The 19,240-nt window shown below is 67.1% G+C and carries 17 protein-coding genes and 1 pseudogene; 10 read left to right on the top strand and 8 right to left on the bottom strand.

The features are described 5' to 3' along the window. Positions 1 to 56 precede the first annotated feature (56 nt). Entirely contained in the window at positions 57 to 530 is a 474-nt protein-coding gene (locus AB0I88_RS15210) for a MarR family transcriptional regulator (RefSeq protein ID WP_361023485.1), read from the top strand. A gap of 275 nt (positions 531 to 805) precedes the next feature. On the opposite strand, the gene AB0I88_RS15205 is transcribed toward AB0I88_RS15210, so the two are convergent. Next, the gene (locus AB0I88_RS15205; RefSeq protein WP_361023482.1) at positions 806 to 2,068 is read right to left on the bottom strand and encodes an MFS transporter; all 1,263 of its coding nucleotides are present in this window, start codon (positions 2,066 to 2,068) and stop codon (positions 806 to 808) included. A 151-nt stretch (positions 2,069 to 2,219) separates the two neighbouring features. After that, positions 2,220 to 3,608, bottom strand: coding sequence for an MFS transporter (locus AB0I88_RS15200; protein WP_361023479.1), 1,389 nt, complete (start codon positions 3,606 to 3,608; stop codon positions 2,220 to 2,222). Between the two features lie 88 nt (positions 3,609 to 3,696). Between AB0I88_RS15200 and AB0I88_RS15195 the strand changes: the two genes are divergently transcribed. After that, complete coding sequence (locus AB0I88_RS15195) at positions 3,697 to 4,305, top strand: TetR/AcrR family transcriptional regulator (protein WP_361023476.1); 609 nt, start codon at positions 3,697 to 3,699, stop codon at positions 4,303 to 4,305. A 14-nt stretch (positions 4,306 to 4,319) separates the two neighbouring features. On the opposite strand, the gene AB0I88_RS15190 is transcribed toward AB0I88_RS15195, so the two are convergent. Continuing rightward, a complete protein-coding gene (locus tag AB0I88_RS15190) occupies positions 4,320 to 4,643 on the bottom strand; it encodes a hypothetical protein (protein ID WP_361023473.1) in 324 nt (107 codons plus the stop codon). Positions 4,644 to 4,847: 204 nt separating this feature from the next. Beyond that, positions 4,848 to 5,327, bottom strand: a complete 480-nt coding sequence (locus AB0I88_RS15185) for a MarR family transcriptional regulator (protein WP_361023470.1) — start codon at positions 5,325 to 5,327, stop codon at positions 4,848 to 4,850. Between the two features lie 868 nt (positions 5,328 to 6,195). Here AB0I88_RS15185 and AB0I88_RS15180 point away from each other — a divergent pair. Beyond that, positions 6,196 to 6,591 (top strand): annotated as a pseudogene (locus AB0I88_RS15180) (CHC2 zinc finger domain-containing protein); the annotation flags it as partial. A gap of 97 nt (positions 6,592 to 6,688) precedes the next feature. On the opposite strand, the gene AB0I88_RS15175 reads toward AB0I88_RS15180, so the two are convergent. Beyond that, on the bottom strand, positions 6,689 to 6,943 hold the full coding sequence (locus AB0I88_RS15175) for a hypothetical protein (protein WP_361023468.1): 255 nt from the start codon (positions 6,941 to 6,943) through the stop codon (positions 6,689 to 6,691). A gap of 149 nt (positions 6,944 to 7,092) precedes the next feature. Between AB0I88_RS15175 and AB0I88_RS15170 the strand changes: the two genes are divergently transcribed. After that, positions 7,093 to 8,349, top strand: a complete 1,257-nt coding sequence (locus tag AB0I88_RS15170; protein WP_361023465.1) for a TniQ family protein — start codon at positions 7,093 to 7,095, stop codon at positions 8,347 to 8,349. On the opposite strand, the gene AB0I88_RS15165 is transcribed toward AB0I88_RS15170, so the two are convergent. Continuing rightward, the gene (locus tag AB0I88_RS15165) at positions 8,341 to 9,396 is read right to left on the bottom strand and encodes a hypothetical protein (protein WP_361023462.1); all 1,056 of its coding nucleotides are present in this window, start codon (positions 9,394 to 9,396) and stop codon (positions 8,341 to 8,343) included. The genes AB0I88_RS15170 and AB0I88_RS15165 overlap by 9 nt on opposite strands. Before the next feature lie 337 nt (positions 9,397 to 9,733). On the opposite strand from AB0I88_RS15165, the gene AB0I88_RS15160 reads away from it, so the two are divergent. The 3 genes from AB0I88_RS15160 (at position 9,734) to AB0I88_RS15150 (ending at position 11,588) form a co-directional block, all read left to right on the top strand. Beyond that, the gene (locus AB0I88_RS15160) at positions 9,734 to 10,162 is read left to right on the top strand and encodes a hypothetical protein (protein WP_361023459.1); all 429 of its coding nucleotides are present in this window, start codon (positions 9,734 to 9,736) and stop codon (positions 10,160 to 10,162) included. 663 nt (positions 10,163 to 10,825) lie between these two features. After that, complete coding sequence (locus AB0I88_RS15155) at positions 10,826 to 11,125, top strand: hypothetical protein (protein ID WP_361023456.1); 300 nt, start codon at positions 10,826 to 10,828, stop codon at positions 11,123 to 11,125. Beyond that, positions 11,115 to 11,588, top strand: coding sequence for a hypothetical protein (locus AB0I88_RS15150; RefSeq protein WP_361023452.1), 474 nt, complete (start codon positions 11,115 to 11,117; stop codon positions 11,586 to 11,588). The genes AB0I88_RS15155 and AB0I88_RS15150 overlap by 11 nt, the downstream gene beginning before the upstream one ends. 116 nt (positions 11,589 to 11,704) lie before the next feature. Here AB0I88_RS15150 and AB0I88_RS15145 read toward each other — a convergent pair whose 3' ends face one another. Continuing rightward, a complete protein-coding gene (locus AB0I88_RS15145; RefSeq protein WP_361023449.1) occupies positions 11,705 to 11,920 on the bottom strand; it encodes a hypothetical protein in 216 nt (71 codons plus the stop codon). Between the two features lie 355 nt (positions 11,921 to 12,275). On the opposite strand from AB0I88_RS15145, the gene AB0I88_RS15140 reads away from it, so the two are divergent. Beyond that, on the top strand, positions 12,276 to 13,043 hold the full coding sequence (locus tag AB0I88_RS15140) for a hypothetical protein (protein WP_361023446.1): 768 nt from the start codon (positions 12,276 to 12,278) through the stop codon (positions 13,041 to 13,043). Positions 13,044 to 13,062: 19 nt separating this feature from the next. Here the strand turns inward: AB0I88_RS15140 and AB0I88_RS15135 are convergent, their stop codons facing one another. Beyond that, positions 13,063 to 13,503, bottom strand: a complete 441-nt coding sequence (locus AB0I88_RS15135) for a hypothetical protein (protein ID WP_361023443.1) — start codon at positions 13,501 to 13,503, stop codon at positions 13,063 to 13,065. A gap of 664 nt (positions 13,504 to 14,167) precedes the next feature. Between AB0I88_RS15135 and AB0I88_RS15130 the strand changes: the two genes are divergently transcribed. Beyond that, complete coding sequence (locus AB0I88_RS15130) at positions 14,168 to 14,884, top strand: hypothetical protein (RefSeq protein WP_361023441.1); 717 nt, start codon at positions 14,168 to 14,170, stop codon at positions 14,882 to 14,884. Positions 14,885 to 15,423: 539 nt separating this feature from the next. Next, positions 15,424 to 19,188, top strand: coding sequence for a hypothetical protein (locus tag AB0I88_RS15125; protein WP_361023439.1), 3,765 nt, complete (start codon positions 15,424 to 15,426; stop codon positions 19,186 to 19,188). The last annotated feature ends 52 nt before the right edge of the window (positions 19,189 to 19,240 follow it).

The raw sequence follows: 19,240 nt of genomic DNA, 5'->3' as shown, positions 1-19,240 counted from the left end.
GCAACCGTTGTTGGTGAGCGTAGCGCGGCAGAGTTGTATGGCACAACCATTGAGGGGTGGCGCAGGTGGCCGATGGGCCGGACGTCCTACAGCAGGGCTTGGGGTGGCTGTTCCGGATGCGCGGGGTCCTCGATCCCGCGCAGGCCATTCCCGGGCTCGGCGCATCACTGTCCGAAGCGATGGCGCTGCAGGAACTGCGGGCCCGCGGCCAGGCCACTCAGTCGCAACTCGGCGACTTCCTCGGCCTGGAGAAAAGCACGGTCAGCCGGCTCGTCGAAGCCATGTCCGGCAAAGGCTGGGTCGTCAAGGAACGCGACCCCGCCAACCGCCGCTTCGCTCAGGTGCGACTCACCGAGGCTGGCGAACGGGTCGCCGCTGAGCTCGCGGCCACGATGCGGGCCCGGCACGAACGCATCCTGGCGGCACTCACTCCGGCCGAGCGGGACGCTGTGGCCGTCGGGCTGGCGGCACTCGGGCGGGCAATGGCCGCCGAACTGGGTCCTTCGCACGTCGACGGCACTCAGTCCTGAACCCTGCACCACCCCGACGGCACCGCCGATGCCGAGGTCGCGCGGTGCGAGCGGTGGCGCGGGCAGGTGAGGCGCCTGTCCCCATGTCGCCGCCCTGCAGAGTATGCCGATCCCGGCGGCTTCTCTGTTCGCCGCAATGCCGCACGAGCAGGTGCGGCAGGCGGCACCGACCGCTGTGGCCCTGTTCCCGGCACAACGCCGTCTCGCCGAAACGCTGCCCGCCGAACCGATGCGCCGGTGAACAGGTCCGAGGGCAGCGGCCTCGATAGAGGGCGTCAATCCTCGGCGTTCGACCCTGATGAACGGCGGTCCGGAACTCGGGCGGCGAGGCCGGTCCGTCTTCCGGCGATCAGATAGATGACGACGCTCGCGAGGGCGAACGATCCGACCCCGAGGAACATGGCCGTGGCGCCGTACGCACCGAGGAGCAGACCGCCGGTGAAGGGTCCGATGAAGACGCCGAGCTGAGCGAAGGTCTGTGCACCAAAGTAGGCGCCGCGGTTGTCCTCCGGCGCGATCCGGTCGATGATCGCGAACTCGGCCGGATAGATGAGGACCTCGCCGAGGGAGAACACCACCATCGCCGCGACGAACTGCCAGAGTCCGTCCGCCAGAGCGAAGCCGACCATGCCGGCGACGGTCAGCAGCCCGCCGACGGTGATCGACGTGACGGGATTGCGTTTCGTCGTGAACCGGGACACGGACACCTGCAAAGCCACCACGGTCACCGCGTTGGTGGCGAGCACGTACCCCAGGATCGTGACACCGTCGGCGAACCCTACCGACAGATGCTGGGCCAGCAGCGACGAGATCCGGCCGTGCACGGCCTCCAGCAGCAGCCCGGCAATGATGAGGAACAGCAGCCTGCGGTCGACCCTGACGATCCGTGCGCTGTCCGCCAGTCCACGGAGCACACTGCCGACACGCTGCCTCGGCCCGTCGCCGGCGGCCGTCGCCCTGGCGGCGGGTTCGCGCAGCAGGACCACGGACAGCCCGATCAGATAGATGCCGTAGCCCACTGCCCCGGCGAGGAACGCCCGCCGATCGCCGGCCAGCCCGACAGCCGCGCCCGCGACCGGGCCGACGGCGTAGCCGATGTTGGTCGCCACGTACTGGTAGGAGAACGTCTTCGCCCTCCGCTCCCGCGGCAGCAGGTCGCCGAGCAGCGCCTTACCGACCGGGGCGAAGACGCCGCTGCTCAACGCCAACGTCGCGTTGAAGGCGAACACCGTCGTCGCGCTGTCGCTGAGGTACAGCCCGACAAGAGAGCCGATCACACCGCACAGCGAGATCAGCAGCAGCCGGGCACGTCCGAGGACGTCGGACAGCGAGCCGCCGACGAACCCGGCGAGGATCGAGAAGAACACCGACGAGCCGATGATGAAGCCGATCAGCGCGGGTTGCAGGCCGACGTCGGTGCGCAGGAACACAGCCAGGAACGGGATGGTGACCGAGTTGGCGAGGCTCATGATGCCGGCCCCGGCGATCAGCATCCGGGCAAGCACCGGCAACGGCGCGGCCTTCGTGGTGGAGGTCATCGCGCTGTCGTCTCCCTTCCCGGTTCGGGTGCCGGCCTGCCGCCGGGATCTCTCGGTCTCGCCGTTTGTGACTGGTGAAGATGACGGTGGAGAACCGGCTGTCCGGCCCGGCCGCCGAGGGAGATCCGTAGCGGCCGGGCCAGGGTGGTGATCAGCCAGCCGGGTGCCGGGCGGCCGGGGTCAGCAGACCCGCGACGACGGCGGCGCCGGCCGCGGCGAACGCCGCCACGAGGAACCCGTCGCGGAAGCCGTCGAGGCTGTCGCCCACGAGGCTGACGGTGGCGACGCTGGAGACGACGGCGGCACCGATCGAGGCACCGAACTCGTGGAACGTGCTCACGATGCCCGAGGCGATGCCGGCTTCCTGCGGGGCGACCTGCCCCAGAGCGGTGGCCGAGGCGATCACGAACAGGGCGCCGGTCCCGGCACCGGCGACCGCGATGCCGACGGTGACAGCGACCGGCTGCATCGTCAGCGCGGGGACTGTCATGCCGGCCGCCGCGATCAGCAAAGCCACGACGGCCAACGGTCGGGCCCCGAACCGGCCGAGGATCCGGCCGGTCAGGTTCGCGCCCGCCATCGTCGCCACGGCGACGGGCAGAAACAGCAGCCCGGTACGCATGGCACCGTAACCGCGAGCATGCTGGAAGTAGAACGTGCCGAGGAAGAACACGGCCACCATCAGCGCCGTGGCCATCAGGATCAGGAACGCGCCGGTCGTGACCGGACGCCGGGCCAGCAGCGCGACATCCATCAACGGTGAGCGGGCACGTTTCTGCCAGCCCGCGAACGCCACATAGCCGATCAGCGCGAACAGCACCAGCCCACCGGTGACCGTGGTGAGCCAGCCGTGGTCCCCGGCCTGAATCAGGGCGTAGATCAGGGCCGTCGACGCGCCGGTGACCAGCAGGGCGCCCACAAAGTCCAGCCGAGGCCGCGGCCGCATCCCTACGCCGGCCGGCAGCATGACGGCGAGCGCGGCGAAGATCAGCAGGCCGATGGGGACGTTGATGAAGAACACCCAGGGCCAGCCCGGGCCGCCGGTGATCAGGCCACCGAGCAGCACGCCCAACGCTGCGCCGCCGCCGCCGAGCGCGGACCACACACCAAGGGCCTTGTTGCGGTCGTCGCCGTCGAACAGCGTGACCACCAGCGACAGCGCCGCCGGTGACAACAGGGCCGCGCCGACGCCCTGGCCGATACGGCCGCTCACCACCATCTCTGCGGAACCGGCCAGCCCTGTCAGCAGCGACGCCCCGGTGAAGACCAGCAGGCCGGTGAGCACCACCCGCTTGGCGCCGACCAGGTCGGCGATCCGTCCGCCGAGCAGCATCAGCCCGCCGAACGTGAGGGTGTACGCGCTGACCGTCCACGTCACCGCGGCGCGGCTCAGGCCGAGGTCGGTCTCCATGTGCGGCAACGCGATCGCGACCACGGTGACGTCCAGGATGAGCATCAGCTGGGCGATACCGAGGAACCCCAGGATGCGCCAGCGTTGCGGATGCGGTGCCGTCGTCTCGTGTATGTCGTGTGTGGTCATGCCACCCTCCACCGGAACTCGTATACGCCTGTACGACTTGCAACGGCGAGGGTAACTCGTACATTCCCGTACGAGCTAAAGTGGTGGCATGGTTCCCGCCGAGACGCGTCCACGCCGTCGCGCCGACGCCGAGCGCAGCATCACGCGCATCGTGTCCGCCGCCCGTGACTGCCTCAGCCGCGACCCGGACGCCACCGTCGACGACATCGCCAAGGCCGCCGGCGTGGGCCGCATGACCGTCTACGGACACTTCAAGACCCGGCCCGAGCTGGTCGAAGCCGCCCTGGTAAATGCCTTGCAGGCTGGGGAGCAGATGCTCGTCGACGTCGGCCTGGACGGTGACGCCCAGCAGGCGATGGACCGGCTGCTGACATCGAGCTGGTCACTGGTCGCCGAGTCCGCGGCACTGCTGACCGCGGCCCAGGCGGTCCTGCCCGCCGGGCGCCTGCGAGAACTGCACACCGGCGCGGCCGACCGGGTGGAACACCTCATCCGCCGTGGCCAGCAGCAGGGCGTGTTCCGCGCCGATCTGCCCATCGCGTGGCTGGTCAACGCGGTGCACTACCTGCTCAACGGTGCCGCAGAGGAGACCCGCCTCGGCCGCCTCGACCCGGCGAGCACCGCCGAAGTCGTCACCGCCACCGTGCAGGCGGTTCTCGCGATACCACCAGAGCCCAACGCGCACCCACCACACTGACACCGCCGCAGCGATCAGCCGTGGTGGCGAGTGTGCCCTCCGGCAGGGATGGAATGGGACGGGCCCGGCTGCGGTGCGCTGTTCCCGGCACCGCGCAGTGCCGGGCCGATCACCAGAGTCGACCCGGCGAACATGGCCGCGAACAACAACACCGCGACGCCGGGCGCCCACCACGAGCTGAACCGGCTGCGCAGCCGCAGCAACATCGGCGTCATCATGGCCAGCCCGAGCACGCCGAACAGCACGGTGCCGGCGAGCCCGGCCACCAGTGCCGTGCCGGCGAACAAGCCGACGTGGTGCAGCAGGTGCGGCGCCAGCCCCATCGCCGCGCCGAACACCGCACCAAAGCTCCACCGGCCTGCCCGGCGACCCGTAGCTGTGCTCTGCGTGGCGTCAGCCGACGAAGCGGTCATCGGAATCTCGCCCCAGTGCCGGGCCGGCAGAGCCACACCAGCCGGAGCTCCGGCTCGCCGGCGGACCTCAGGGTAGGTGTCCTAGCGCAGTGGCCCATCGCGGTGCAGCCTCGCGAGGACGCCCAACCTTCAGCCACGTGCCGGCCCGCCTGCATCCGACGTGGCCAGCTGTCCGCTGGCGGCTTCGACCAGAGTCGTCAACGCGTCGATGATCGCCGGACGCTGCTCAGCAGGAATGTTACGCAGCAGGTCGGCGAAGCGTGCCGCACGAGCAACCGCCAGCTCCCCGGCGGCACGGCGACCGTCCGGCGTCAACTCCAACCACACCAGGCGCCCATCACCACCCCGGCTAGCCCGACAGACCCAACCCCGAGCAGTCAACTGCGAGACAAGGCGGCTGACCGTGCTCTTCTCCAACCGCAGCCGCTCACCCAACGCAGTCTGCGTCAACGAGCCATCCCGATCCAACTCGCCCACCGCGTGCGCCTCAGAAGTCGGCACCGGCGTCCCACACGGCGTGCGATCCGGCTGATGCAACCCGAACGCCCGCACGAACGCAGTAATCCGCCCCTGCAAGGCAAGGGCTTGATCGAGATCATCATCTAACATGGTTCGACCATACAACTAATTAGTTCGACGATGCAACCTTCCACTGTGGCGTTCGAATTAGCGCCGTATGGGCTGATTCGCCTTGTGGGCGGCCTGCTTCCGTCCACGCAGTTCCGGTAACCAACGCGAGTGAGATACGACTGTCAGTCCCGCGTTCAGGCTTGGGTCATGGTGCCGACTGAGGGCTCTGAGTGGTTAGCGCTGGTCCTCGAAGGCGTAGTGTCCTGCTTCTACCCACCTGGGTATTCCGCTTGTTTCAATAGCGGACTCCACCATCAAGCGAGGCCCTGCAGCTGGTTCGGGCCTGGTACTTCGCAAACAGGGGCGAGCACCTGCTGATCGCGACGACCCAAGCCGCCAACGTACAGTCTCGCCGACTGCTTGAACGGTCCGGTGCGGTGCTCGCGGGGGAATTCCAGCAGTACGGTTTCACCCAACTTCGATTCGAGTTCCACCGCCTCGGCCGACCCTAGCCACCCGGTCGTCCCGTACCCGTTCCTACGGCTCGTCGTCCCCTGCCAGATGGTCGAGGAACGGGGCCTCCGTGTAAAGCCGACGTGCCTCCGCCTCCAGCACCTGTGCGTACCGCAAGGGCGTGCCGGCCTCGTCGCCAGCCGGCTGCCCGAACTGGTCCACGATTGTGGACGCCAGCTCCTTCGCGCGCCACCGGCCAGATCGACGGCTCGTTCCCGCGAGGAACGAGGTGTGGAACCAGGCATACCAGTACTGAAGTCGGGGCTTCTCCGCTACGTCCTTGCAGCAGGCAGGTGGACCTTGAGCGCGGCGCGACCCCGGAGCCGTTCACCGGCACGTTGGAGGTCCCAACGTAGGCCAGCATGTGGGCTGCCGCTGAGGCGTCACGCTCAAACGCTCCGGCGGCAGCCTCAAGGGCCTGTGCCTGTTCCGAGACGAGGAGGGCGTGTCCTTCCACGTCAACCCGGCCCGCAACGCCCACAAGTGCTTCGGCTGCGACGCTGATGGCGACGTCATCCGCTTCATTATGGAGATCGACGGACTCTCCTTCATTGGAGCCATCGAACGCCCCCGCCCCGATCGCCGCATCGACCTCACTACACCGACAGCGCCCCCGAGGATGCCGCCGCCCGGGCCCAGGCCCGCACCCAGCGCCAGCGGCTGCTCGACGCCCATCGCCTCGCTCAGAAGTCCTACGCCGACGAACTCATGGAACCCGAAGCCGGCGAAGTCCGTCGATCGGCTGATTCGGCGCCGTCGGGAGATCACCGCTCAGCAGCGGGCGCTGTAGGCGGCGGTAGGTTCTCTCGCGGAAAGCCATCCTCCGCACCGGCGGGCGAGGAATGAAGCCGCCTGACGTCCTCCGTCCAGATCGTCAGGTGTGCGACTCAGTCGGATGTGGTGTCAGCCTCGACTCCGGCTGCCCGGAGGATTCTGCGTACCTGTTCCCTGCTGTACCCAGTGACCTGCATGATGTCGACCTGGCGGGCGCCGGCGACGGCCGCGGCGACGATTGCCTCACCGAGAGCCATTCGTGCTGGCGGAACGGCGGCACGGGCTTCTGCCAACTGTAGCGCCGCGTTGGAGACGCGTTTCCGTGCGTCGTCGTAGCCGCGTACGGCTGCCTCCAGGTCGTCCAGCACAAATCGTAGTCAAGCATCCACGCTGCGACGCCAACTCAGCGAGATAAAATGTGGCCTACAAACGAAACTAGATGAGGCCACAACAGTTATTCATGTGTGGCATCGTTGAAGTGGGTCGTTCGTTCTGTTGTGATTGCCGGAGTGTCGAGATGAAGGCGCATGCGGCACGCGCCGTGGCTGCTGGCATGCCGCCCAGGCCCGAGGAGTCTATGTGCTCCTGGCTCCGGCGGCTGGCCGTGCATCAGGCGGTGCCGATCGCCGACCTGCTGCGGCGGATAGGCATCGAGAGCGGGTCCGCCGGACTAGGTGACCTGAGTACCTGGCTTCCCGTCCGGACCCGCAAGCGCCTGAGCGCGTTCACCGGGGTCGAGGAGCAGCGCATCGATGGTCTCCTGCTCGGGCGCTACCACTCGACGGTCCTGGACCTGCGGTCGAGTTTTCCCCGGCGATACCGGCTATCGCGGGTCACCATGTTGCCGCTGTTCGTACGGAATCGACTCCGCCTGCTCCCGTGGGACCGCGAGGAGTCCTTGGCGGAAGGGCGTCAGACCGACGGACGCTGGCTAAGACACAGCCGGTATTGCCCGAAATGCCTCGTCGAGGATGGGGGCGTATGGAGGATCTCTTGGCGCCTCGGCGGCACGTTCGTCTGCGTGAATCATGGGGTGCTGCTGTGCGAGCAGTGCCCGGCCTGTGGAGGGTTTGTAGGTCAGGACGATGTCGGTGCAGAGAGCGGCGCGCGATTGACCGCGTCGCAGTTGCTCGAGTGCGGGAACCGGATAGCGTCGTCGGGCGGCGTTTGCCGGCAGCGCCTGGACGACTCCCCAACCGTTCAGGTGCCGCAGACCGTGATCGAGGTCCAGCGGCTGTTCCTGGGGGCGGCTGAGGGCGGCGACATGATGCTGGCAGGCCAGCGGCTGACTGCTTCCGCCTGGGCCACTCTCTACGACGTCATGATTCGCTTGGCGCGCGACGCGGCGGAGTACGAGCCGGACCTCTACCTCGACCCCGATGTCGTGGGCCTGGTCGAGGATCCCGGAAGGCGCCGAGAGCCTATGGAGGGCGGCCTGCGTCCCTACCGATGTCCGTACTCGCTCACTGACGGCCTACCCCGGTCGCCGGCGCGCATGGCTGTTGCGGCGGCGGTCGTCGCTCCCGCCTTCTCGTTCGAATCCGTTGAGGCGGTGGATGGGGCCCTCGCGAGCCTGGCCTGGGATACCTACGGGCACCAGGCCCGCGATTTGAGCAGTTACATCACCGCGCAGTTCCCTGTGAAGCGGTCGAGCGCACTGCTGTGGTTCTCCATCCACCGTCACCTCTGGCAGGAGGAATCAGTAGACCTCGACGCCGACGGGTTCATTCTCCCGTCGATGCGGGTTCTGGCGGCGCGTATCGGGTCACCGTGAGCGATCCCGAAGGCTCGACGCCGTTGGACCCTTGCCGAGGCGGCCGATCGACCGATGGTAGGCGTCGGCCATGCCCACGCCAGCATTGCGGTGTCGCTCGTACGCTTCGGCTTGCTGGTCGCGGAGTCCGACGGGCCGGGCGTACGACGATCCCGTCGTCCGTTCGGGGCTGGCGCCGTAGGCCACGACGCGATCAATCGCCGAGGGCTCTCGATCGCCGACTGTCGTCCATATCGTTGTCCGTCCTGCGGCGTGGCGAGCCAGGAGATCGGTTCTGGCGGATGCGATGGTGAGGAGTGCCGGGTGCGAACCCGCACGCCGAGCGGCTCGTTCTGCCCGGTGGGCGGCCTCTGTGTACGCGACCTCAGTCAGGCAGCCGAGGCGTCCGGTTGCCCAGATCAACTGGTCCAGCAGCGGCTGGTCCGGGTGCTCCTGAGCGCGTACCTCCCGTAGCCACGCCACCAGAGCCGGGTGCGGCAGGGGATAGCGGAGAGCGGCACGGCGCCGGTACGGGGTTCGTCTTCTCCGGGACAGCCTCCAGAGCCTGCCGGGTGTTCGAAGACGGGCTCGAGCCGCGGCTTGCGCTGGTGTCCTTCCGTCCATGCGGAGGATGTCGTACCAGCCGGCCTGTGCAGCATCCAGCCCGTCCGGTGCGGCATAGGCGCGACCGACATCCGCATGGTCAAAGTCGCTGTAGGTGATGCTGATCTCGACCAGGTCGAAGTCTTCCTCTGGCCACCAGCGATCGGGGTTCTCCCATGATGAGGTCACGTCGTTCGTGGCGCCGTGGAGGTCCAGCCACTCAACAGGCAGGAGTTGAGGCTCGACACAGACGATCTCCAGATCGGTCACTTGCCTGCCGCCGGCGTGCTTGAAGGCTTTGGAGAGGGCTCGATCGAGAGCAGACCCGAACGAGCGAGGGCTCAGCCGTCCTGCACCGAGCGCCCAGGCGATCCGATCACGTAACCCCTCGCTGCCGGTGCCAGGCCGTCGACACACCTCGGCGTACCACCGGGCGAGGAACTTTCGGCCGTGGTGGCTGTACATGCCGACAAGAGTAACCAAATTAGGCCACATTTCGTTCAGTAATGTGGCATAAACGTTGGAGGGCCTCGCAAACTGGAGTGTCGAATTGAGCAGCTGTGACCAAGCAACCCGGCGACCTGCCCCCTGGGCCGGCCCTCGTACGACCGCCCGGTACGCCACCACATGCGGCGGCTGCGGCGAGGAGATCAACCCGGGAGACGTGATCGGGCGGGTGCCCCGACAGAAGGCGCGCTACGGGGACCCGGGCTGGGTCTGTAGCCCGTGCCAAGCCGGCTACAGCGTCCCTGGTCGCCCGTCCCTGCACGAGGTTGTCGCCCGGATCTATCTACGGTGGGCGGTGGGTAAACCGGTCAGCCTCAACAAGGCCGAGACGGAGACCCTCGCTGAAGCGGCGCTCGAGATCGACCCTGACCTCGTGCCGGCTCGCCGATGGCAGGAAGTCATAGAGACAGGCGAGTATGCGGCTGCGTGGCGGTCCTGGAGTCAGCTCGACACGTCGGTCGAGGAGATCGTCGGCTACATGGTCGACTCGGTCGACGGTGAGTTCGCGTGCAACCTCATGACGTCGTCAGCAGTCACCCTGCTCAGGCATATGACTGCTCGTGCCGCCGGCGCCCTGCCGTCTCCCGAACTCGCTCGGGCCTACGAGTTCCTGGCGATGGTCGGGCTGTGGGACTCACTCGACTGGCGAGATCCGCTGCGACGAGGCGGTGTCCCGCGCTTCCTCGAACGGTATCCCCGGAAGTTCCTACCCGGGCTGCCATGACTGGCGCGAGGCCAGGACTCCACACCGTCGTTTATCACCTTGAAAGGGCGCCGTGGCCGACGAGCCCGTGACCGAACTGGAGGGACGAAGGTCCCAGCCAAATACCTTCCTCCGCACTGCCAGCGACCTCCGAGCATGGACCAGAAAACAGACCTTCGAGGCCCTGGACCGTCTGCTGGACGACCGCTCGCGGTACGTCGAGCTTCACGCGGAGGTCACCGGGCAGGACCACCTCGGAACTGTGGCCGTACGGATGGAGGCCCTGCGGCAGTTTGAGGAGAACCGGGCGGAGATGCGCGCTGCACACCCGGAAAGGATGCGACGGGTCCAGCGATGGGCTCGTGATGTGACCCGCGAGGCAGCGGCACGCCAAGCCCGGCTGCCTCGACCCGCCGGCCCGGTCGACTTCGCTCGTGCGCTGAGCAGGCGGCAGAGCGCGCCTCGGTTCTCCTGGCCACCGGCGAGCATCTCCCGGCGACAGCCGATCTGATCGCGCAACTCGCTGATCCCATCGTTTACGGACCTGTCGTCGCCGAGGAGGAAGCACCTGCGATCGGAATCATCAGGCTTCCATCATCGGACGACGACCTTGCCCGGTACGGCGATGACAAGGACGACTCGAAAGAACCGGATACCGCGGCGGAGGAACAGCCGGCTCCAACGTTGCTGCCCGCCGGTGCACGTGAGGCCATCGCCGCGCAGGTCCTGGCACTTCTTGCCGTCTGCGTCCACCAGATCGGTCGTTTGCTCGTGCTCGTGGACTCTGTTGACCGGCCGGACATGATGTCTCCTCTGCCGAGCGGCATGCTGTTCCCGAGTGATCTCAACCCGACCGTCCTGCTGGATATCGCTGTCGAGGTGGCGGGTCTTCGTGCCGCCCAGCGCGCCCGCGCGCACGTGCGGGTGCAACGGGCGTTAAAGCAGGCCGGCGTCCGTGCGCCCGAGGAACCCGATGGATCCTGAACCTGTCGAGCCGACGCCCGGGCCGCGGCATGTCGGCGATGCATCCAACGTCCCGGTGGCGATAGAGGTCGGTCGTCTCCTTCTCGATCCGGAGATCCACGAGTGGATCATCGACCACGGCCACCGGAACGGCGGCGAGAGGTGGACGCCCGGCGAGGCCATCCGTGACCTGCTCGGTATCGCATACCGAAGCGAGATGAGCCAACAGGCAGGCAAGAAAGACCAGGAATCGTGGCTGCGGAAGTACAAGACGGCCCTGGGCGCGATGACGGAAGAGCAGCTGCATGCTCTCGCCGTCGACAACGTATGTCTGAACCTGGCGATCGCCGTCGGTGAGGCTGAGAACGCCCTTGCGGCGGCGGAACGACTTGGCCTGAGAGTGCGCTGGTATGAGGGAGACAGGGAGGTAGAGCGTCCCGGGGCCTGGCCGCTGCCACGGCTGCCCGATCCCGGGGCCTGGTGAGTACCGAATTAGACCGGCACCGAGGTTCGACCTGATGGATGGGATTGAGGCGGGCGTTCTCGGCGAGGCAGGAAGGTTCAGCAGGAGCCCCGGCCCGGGGTGGGATAGCGGTGTCCCTATGCCGCGGACCGGCGAAACCCGAAATCGAAAGGCGACGAATGAACGGTCAGGACTGGCGCGTCGAGATGACCTTCGATGCCGTCCCGCCCGCCGAGAAGCGAGAGCAGATCTGTGACGGCTTTCCTCCCCGAACGCAGACGATGTTCGACGACGACACGAACCGTTGTCACATCGCCATCACCGTTCGCGCCGATAGTGCTGCGGGTGCTCACGCCCCAGCCGAAGCAGCCATCCGCCCCGGGTTGGAGGCGCAGTTGACCGCACCGGATCCGATCGTCGTCACGATCATGACCTGGGCAGAGTACAGCCGGGGGGGCTGGCTGGGAACCAGCAGCGAAAGGGGCTCAGTGAGGCGGTCTCGCCACCGGCGCCGAGAGCCGCTCCGGCGTACGAAAATCTAGGGAAGGGCTGGTACAGCGAACCGCAGGGTCTGCCGATACCGTGAACACGTGATCACCGAGACCTAGAGGTTCCCGTGTTCGAGACGTACCTTTGCACTTCGGCTCGTCAAGTCGCGCGGGCGTTATCTGCTTGGACCGGCCAGACACCTACCTGCATCATCGACAGGTGACCTCACTGAACGACGACCAGGAGTTGGAGCGCCTTGCAGCGCTGCACCTGGCGGCAGCCCATGCCTGCCTTGACCACTGGCGCACGGCACCCGCGTTCGTAGTCGACGCCGAGTCGACGAGAAGGTTCAACGCCACCTACCCGGTTGTCGCCCATGCGATGGCGCAGGTCGTGGCGGCCCTCAGTCTGCATTCACAGGGCTTGGTCTACGCCGCCCGTGCGAATATCCGCGTGGCTTTCGAGCACGCCCTCGCCGCCCAGTGGGTGGTCCATACCGACCAAGGCGAGGAAGCGCTGATCGGGTCGATGAGCCGTCTCCACCGCAACGTCGTCCGGGGCATGCGCGATGGTGGCGCCGTCATCCCGCCGAACCTGCTAGCGGATCTCAACCACCCCGTCGGGGAACCTCAGCTCAAGATCGAAGTGGTGGCAGAGCGTTTCGACGGCGGGACCAAGAGCATCTACGGCCTGTACCGCGGGCTCACCGGCGCGGTTCATGTAAGCCTGGCGACGCTGGCGACATACATCGAGTGGCGAGGCGACGATCAGCCACCGGCCCTTCGGCTCGCTGCTGAGCCCGACGCTGACCCTGACCAGCTACTCGTGCTGGGGTGGAGTCCCGTGTTGGCCCTGAGCGCCATCGAGAGCCTGCGAAGCGGACAGCCGTACCTGGCGAAGATCCGCCACCTCGCGGCGGCTCACGAGCTGGTCGCCGACCTCGGACAGTTCGACAGCCAGCCAGATCTGCAACCTTCTCGGCCATGAGAACGCCTCACGGGCAGTATCAATCTGCGCCGAGGCGGGGGCAGTGGCCACTCGGTCCTGGCGGGTGTTCCTCGCCTGGTACAGGTGCTGGTCGGCAAGGAGTGTCAGTTGGTCCATGTCGGTGGGGATGCACGCCCCGTCGGCCGAGACGGTCACCGTGATGGCGGTGTCGGCGACAGCCAGATCGGTATGTTGAGGACGGCGGCGTGGGATGCGGTCTGCGATCGCCCGCGCATCCTTCGGAGAGGCATCGGGGGAGCAGGATGGTGAATCCTTCGCCGCCGCAGCGGGCGACGACGTCGTGAGAACGAAACCGTTCCGGCTCAAGCGGTGGGCGACCTCGCGCAGACCCGATCGCGTCGTCGTGGCCGTATGTGTCATTGACGAGCTTGAGGTGGTCAACGTCCAGCAGCCGCGTGCCAGGCCGCAGGAACGAGGCGCTCTCGGTACTTTCGAACACATCAGGCCCTAGGTTCCTAGGATGCTTTAGCGAGTGTGACGAGCCGCGCGCTCCCGACAGCAGCTCGTCGAACGAGGACCTTGCCGCCTCTACCCCCCCCGAGGGGCGGGAGGCCAGAAGTCAGTCCGAAGTTTCCCCGGTGCTGCCGGCCTCACCGTCATCTGCGACCGCTACGTTCCGTCCGCCGCGCTCGACCTGCTCCGTGGCGTCCCCGCCCCGATCCTCTGGTGACTGCACGAGGACCTGCCGCAACCGGACCTCGCCGTGATCCTGACCGCCGCCGAACCCACGGTGACGAACCGGGTCCGCCAACGCGGCCCACATAGCCGATGGCAGACCCGGCCTGGCACCGCCGCGCAGGAAGCGGCCGTCTACCGTCTCGTCCGCGACCACCTGCAGCAAGAGGGCTGGCCGGTCGTCACGGTCGACACGACCTCCATATCGGCTGCCGATGCAGCAACGGAGATCATTGCGAAAGTCAGCGGAGTCCGCCGCCCCTGCGCTCCCCGCTAGACCCGCCGGGCTGGTTTGAAGTTTGGACGGCTGGAAGCGTCGACTCACTCCTTTGCGGTGCTTCGACGAAGTGCCCCCTCTCGCCCAGCCGGTCAACTCTGGTGACATGGGAGACAACCGACCGGGCGAACTCGGTCCGTCGGCTGCTCTTGTGACGGTCGAGAACGGCGCGATCACCATCGGGAGAGCGAAGACATGGCCGAGTCTTCCTGACGGGAACAACAGATCACCGCGACTCCTGATCATCGACAACTGCGTCATCGGCAGCAGCGTAGGGAGTGGCAAGACCGCCATCCTGACGCAGGCCATCCTTGCTGCGCTTCGAGACGCCGACTCCATTGCCGTGACAACCGCCCGCGAACTGCGGATCGGCGACTCACGATTCGGCCTAAGCACTGACCCAACCGGCGGGTACCAGCTACACACCGCAGCAGGAAGTCAGGTCGGACCGGCTCCCTGTCACCTAGTCACCCGGCTTCCTGGACCGGCATCGAATTCGGTGCTTCATCGGATCACACCCGTCGAACAACGCGCGGCCAGCGCAGATGCCAATGATCGACCAGTACCGACCGAGCCGGAGAAGGCAGAGCCTCGGTACGGGCGCCTCATCCAACGGGCCGCGGTCCGCCTGCAACGGCAAATCCGGCGGGCCGGGCAGAGCATGACGGTCGCCTGGCTACGGCGGCGAGTACTCCGCGCGGCGATCCGGATCCTGCTGCAGATCCTGCGCCTGCAGCGTCGGCAGCACACCGATGTCCCCGAAACGGCGCGGCACAGCCATACCGTCGATCAACACCGCACCCGAGGCCCAAGCGGCCACCGGACGACCTCATCCTTCATGGTCATCCGGGAGCCGGTTGCCGCCTGACAGGCTGCGCACTCCCACACCGAGGGAGCGCGTTTCCGGTGCCTGCCTGGCTGCTCGAACTAGTAAAGACCTCGCCCTACCTTGCCGTGCCGCTCGGCGGCCTGTGGCTCCTGACGAAGAACTGGTGTCACCTCGTCGCCGGCACCTATGCCGTCCTGCACCCCGATCCCCAGCGGCGAAGAGACGCTCGCGCGGCTATGCGGATTCTCCAGAGCAACGGCTCCGAGCCAGAGGAGCCGGAGCAGCCGGAACTCAGCAGCGCTGAGCCGGACCGACGACGTCGTCGGCGAAGGCGATCCCGGACCGACTCCGATCCGGGGACAGAGAACACCGGCGGATGACCTACCTGTGCCCTCGCCCCCGGAAACGCGACCCAAGGTGTTGCGCCGTCCGGGACAAGAGCGGTTGACCGCAGGACCGGAACACCTGGCGGGCGTGACTCGCGAACCGGCGGTACATCAGATCCGCAGTCCTGACGCGTAGTCTCACGGGCGTCCCCGGACCCCGTAGCCCTGGTCTCACCGGAGTGGTCGCCACCAATGCCAAATGGTCAAACCGGACGTGCGGAGCGGTACCTGTACGAGCGGCTGGGAGAGAAGCGCTTCCAGCAACTCGTCAACGCGGTGCTGGCATGGCACTACCGCGACGTCGTCTGCTTTCCCGTCGGGCAGAAGGACGGAGGCCGCGACGCGATCCGCAGACGCGACGGCAAGCCCGTGATGATCTACCAGGTCAAGTGGGCCAAGGAGTCGATCAAAAGCCCGGTCACCTGGCTGACCGCGACGATCAACGCAGAACGAGCCAACATCCAGCGCTTGGTGGCCGACGGCGCGCAGGCGTACATCCTGGTCACCTGCGTGGCGGGCACGAGCGCGATGCGCACAGGCACCATGGACCAGCTCGACCAGAAACTGGCGGAGTACTCGAGAGAGTTCGGTATCCCGGTGACCTGCTGGTGGCGCGCCGACCTCGACGCCCGCATCGACAGCGCCCCACGGGACCTCCTCTGGTCCTACTCCGAGATGCTCGCCGGCCACGACGCCGTCCGGTACGTCATCGAAGCCGACAAGATCGAATCCGAAGAGCAGGCGCTACGCGGATTGCTGCTTCAGGTGATCGCGACACAGGGGGAAGAGGACGCCAAGGTCAAGTTCCGGCAGGTCGAGCTGGACACCTACAACCTGCTTGACCTCTTCGTCGATGTGGAGGCCATCCGGACCGCCCGGGCACGTCAGGACCCCGCCTCGGCTACAAGTCAGGCGGCCCGCCGTGATCCACAGCGTCGTCCCGTTCCACTTCCACCATCAGCCCGACCAGTGCCGGTCCGACTCGGCGAACTCAGCCGGGCGAGCGACGAGCCAGCCGAGGTCGGCGGCGCGGCGACGTACCTGCTCAGCACCCCCCAGCCCTTGACTCTGGTGCGCGGCGAACCCGGACAGGGCAAGTCGACTCTCGCGCAGTACCTCTGTCAGGTGCACCGTGCCGCATTCCTACCCAAGACGCACTACCTCTCCGGCCCACGGCCGGAAACTGTTGTGGACCAGCCGCGGCTGCCGCTGCGCGTAGATCTGCGCGACTATGCCCGATGGCGAGCCGGCGAGGATCCCTTCGCCGAGGGCGACACACCACCGGCCCGACGCCCGCGTCCCCGTGCCCAGCCATCGCTGGAGAAGTTTCTCGCTCACCTGTTGTCGGCCCGTGGTTCGGGGTCCGAAGTCTCAGTCGAGTTCGTCAACGACATGATCGGCCGGTTCCCGATGCTGATCGTGCTCGACGGACTTGACGAAGTAGCCCACCAGGACACCCGAACTCGAGTGGTCAAGGAGATCAACGAGTTCGCCGCACGCCTCGGAGCCGGTGCTTTGGCACCCCAGTTGATCGTCACGACCCGTCCGAACGCTTCCGACCTGGCCGAACCCTCCGCGGACAAGTTCGAGAGCCTCGCGCTGCTGCCCCTCAGCGCGCAGCTGCGGACCGACTACCTGCGCAAATGGGCGGACGCCCGTGGGCTACGCGGTCCGGCGCGCCGCGCATTGGAGGGGACATTCCGGCAACGATCGATCGAACCGCACATCGAGCAACTCGCCGACAACCCGATGCAGTTGACCATCCTGCTGTTCCTCATCCAGAAACGCGGCGAGTCTGTCCCGGACGGGCGCACCCAGCTGTTCCAGGCGTACATGGAGACCTTCCTCGACCGCGAGTCTGAGAAGAGTTCATCCGTTCACGAGCACCGCGACGACCTGGGGGAGGTCACCGCGTTCCTCGGCTGGTTCCTGCAGTCGAACGCCGAGACCGACGCAGCGGCCGGTCGGATGCCGACGCGGACGATCCGCAAGGCGATCCTGAACTACCTCGATGACGTGGACAAGGACACGACGCTGGTCGATGATCTGTTCACCGCGGTGACCGACCGCGTCTGGGCACTGACGAGCAAGGTCCAGGGCACCTTCGAGTTCGACGTCCAGAGCATGCGCGAGTTCTTCGCCGCTGCCTACCTGTGGCGTTTCGCTGGTGCCGAACTGCGGGCCTTCGACAAATCGACGATCCTGGGAGAACTGGCCCGACGCGCCTACTGGCTCAACACCTGCCGGTTCTTCGCCGGATTCGCCGACCCGAACGAACTGTCCGGACTGGTTGACGTCCTGGAGGAAGAGTTCGAGAGTCACACCCGGCCGATGCAGGTCCGGCAAACCGCCTGGGCGCTGCTGGCCGATGGTGTCTTCGCCGGTCAGCGGCGGGCGCAGAAGCGTGCTGCTCAATTGTTCGTCGACGACCTGAGCGTCCGACTGATCCTGCACTCGCTGACCACGATCGAACGCGCGGCCAAAGACTCGGCCCAGACACGCGCCATCCGCCCGCTTGCCCGCGACCGCGGAGCCGAGCACTTGGTCTCGCTGCTCGTCCAGCGAATCGAATCGACACCCGGCGACGCCGTGAACCGTGAACGGATCGGCCTGGCCCGGCTGGCCGGCGGCCTCCCGACTGGCTGGTGGGCAACGCAAATGACCGCTGCCGCCGGCACCGAGCACGAGACGGCCTGGCTCCGCCTCGGAGGGCCTCTCCGCGGCGCCACGGGAATGGACGCGAGCCAACTCGACAAGCTCGCGCTCCATTCCGGGGAAGCCGCCGAACTCGCGCTGAGCGCCGGAGTCAAGGCCAGCCCAGGATCGGACCTCGAACGCAAGCTGATCCGAGCCGTACTCGACGGCCAGTGTTCAGAAGCGACGCTGGACGCCGTCAGCGGAACCGCCGGTGATCTCATTCAAGCGCTCACGCCTCGCCGGTTTCTGGCCAAGGCCGTCAAGGACGACTGGGAGTCGGCGGCCGCGAATGCCATCCGCGCACTGGAAGGGCCACACGTCGACCGGGCGCGGCAACAAGCCCAGCGGCGGCTGCGGGACCAGGAACCGCGCTTCGACCGGATCATCGAAGCGATGCGAACCGGGCGTGGGCAGACTGGAACCACCGCCGTGTGGGGCGACACGGCACGAGAGATCGCCGCACTTTATGGACCATGCTGGCTTGCCGCGGAGATCGCTGTGATCGGCGCGGCCATGTCCGACAAGGACTGGACGATCGGCGGCACCATCACCAAGGGCGCCGAACCGTTCGGTCCTGACCCCGACTACGGCGCCCTGTTACAGGACGCCCGATTCGGCCGGTCCGACCCCGGTTGGTGGCAGTGGCACTTCGACGCACACACGGACCCCCTGTCGCGAGCCACTTGGAGCCTCGCCCTGATCTGCGTCGCCACCGGCAGCGTCGTGAACGCCATGATCGAACAGCTAGACGACGCCGTGAAAGACCTTCCGTACGACATGCGGCGGGCACTCGCGTTCAGTTCCAGCCGGATCAGCCAAGCCGGAATCGGTCGCCTCCTACCTAGGAACGTCCTCGACCGCGCGGCCTCCCTCAACACGTTGACAGCCCTGCTTCTAGCCCACCATCAGCATCTCGCCACTGACTCGGAGGCCATGCCCGACGAACAACTGGCCGATATGGCGCGATACGGCGATGCCGGCTGGCCGGGCCTGCGCAACCTCAGCGGCCGTATGCTGGAACGCCCTTCGGTCGCGCTGGTCGATCATCTGCGTGCCCACGGCGGCGGAGCGGTCATCGACATCACCGGCAGCGTCGCCGAACAGGTCCCTCGGCCCATCCTGGAAAACCTTTTGGAGGAACCTGGGGCCTACCCGCTCGGCTGGGTCCTCGCAGCAGAGAAGGCTCTTTCCCACAAACATCACGAGGCCCCACTGGCACAGACTGCCCGGACCGAGCGCTGGTTTCCAGGATCGCTCTGAGCCGTCTCCGTGCGGGAAAGTTCCTGACGACCATTCATCGATGCTGCTCCGA

Source organism: Actinoplanes sp. NPDC049802 (genome assembly GCF_040656595.1).
In the GTDB taxonomy this organism is placed as follows: Bacteria; Actinomycetota; Actinomycetes; order Mycobacteriales; family Micromonosporaceae; genus Actinoplanes.
Note: the sequence above shows the minus strand (reverse complement) of the source record. Positions and strands in the feature narration are given on the sequence as shown.